The organism is Corallococcus carmarthensis, from assembly GCF_003611695.1.
GTDB classification, from domain to species: Bacteria; Myxococcota; Myxococcia; order Myxococcales; family Myxococcaceae; genus Corallococcus; species Corallococcus carmarthensis.
Genome location: NZ_RAWE01000468.1, coordinates 1 through 921 on the forward strand (window position 1 = coordinate 1; position 921 = coordinate 921).

The following is a 921-nucleotide window of genomic DNA, read 5'->3' on the forward strand; positions in this document are numbered from 1 at the left end:
AGTGTAGCCCGTCCCGCCCGCCCCTCAATTCGACGGCGGTGCCTGCCTGGCCGCCGCACCCAATTGAACCTGACGCAGCGCCTCGTAGGCCCCAATCCCCACCGACGTCGAAAGATTCAAGCTGCGGCGCTCCGGCAGCATCGGGATGGTCACCGGCGTCCCCGTCCCCCCCTCCATCACCTCCGGCAACAGCCCTGTGACCTCCGAGCCGAACACCAGGTGATCCCCCGGCTCGAACCGGGCCGCGTAGAGCGACGTCTCCGCCCTCGCGGAGAACAGCCACCGCCGGGCGGCCGGGTACTCCGCCACGTAGGCGTCGTAGGTCGGGTACAGCTTCAGGAACACCTTGTCCCAGTAGTCCAGCCCCGCCCGCTTCAGGTTCCGGTCGTCGATGGAGAACCCCAGGGGCTCCACCAGGATGAGCCGGCAGCCGGTCACCGCGCACAGCCGGGCCACGTTGCCGGTGTTGGGCGGAATCTGGGGGGACACGAGGACCAGGTGCAGGGGGGACGCCAGGGGCTCAAGCATGGGATAGAACACCGGACATGCACTGGAGGGTGACCAACGAAACGCGGCAGCGGCTGCTCGCGGACCGCGCCGAACGCGCCGAGTCCTTCGTCCAGCGCTTCCAGGGGCTCATGGGCCGCGCCTCGCTGCCCATGGGGGGCGGGATGCACATCGAGCCCTGCAACTCCATCCACACCTTCTTCATGCGCATCCCCATCGACGTGGCCTTCCTGGACGCGGAAGGGCGCATCGTCAAGCAACTGTCCGCCATGCCTCCCTGGCGCACCTCGTCCATCTACTTCAAGGCCCGCTCGGTCCTGGAACTGCCCGCGGGCGTCCTCGGGGCCAGCGGCACCCAGGAGGGCGACCGCCTGGTCTTCACCCCGGGGGAAGCCCCCGGGGTGAAGACCAGGC

General features: G+C 69.2%; 2 protein-coding genes. One reads left to right on the forward strand and one right to left on the reverse strand.

Annotated features, from left to right (window positions below; translation table 11 throughout):
* Positions 1–24: 24 nt before the first annotated feature.
* On the reverse strand, positions 25–528 hold the full coding sequence (locus D7X32_RS44505; protein ID WP_120608485.1) for a tRNA (cytidine(34)-2'-O)-methyltransferase: 504 nt from the start codon (positions 526–528) through the stop codon (positions 25–27).
* Positions 529–545: 17 nt separating this feature from the next.
* Between D7X32_RS44505 and D7X32_RS44510 the strand changes: the two genes are divergently transcribed.
* Positions 546–921: DUF192 domain-containing protein (locus D7X32_RS44510; RefSeq protein ID WP_147450540.1), on the forward strand; the 376-nt coding region annotated here is incomplete at its 3' end.

Coding starts and splice junctions, on each gene's coding strand:
- D7X32_RS44505 (WP_120608485.1), bottom strand. CDS start 528: ATGCTTGAGCCCCTGGCGTCCCCCCTGCACCTGGTCCTCGTGTCCCCC.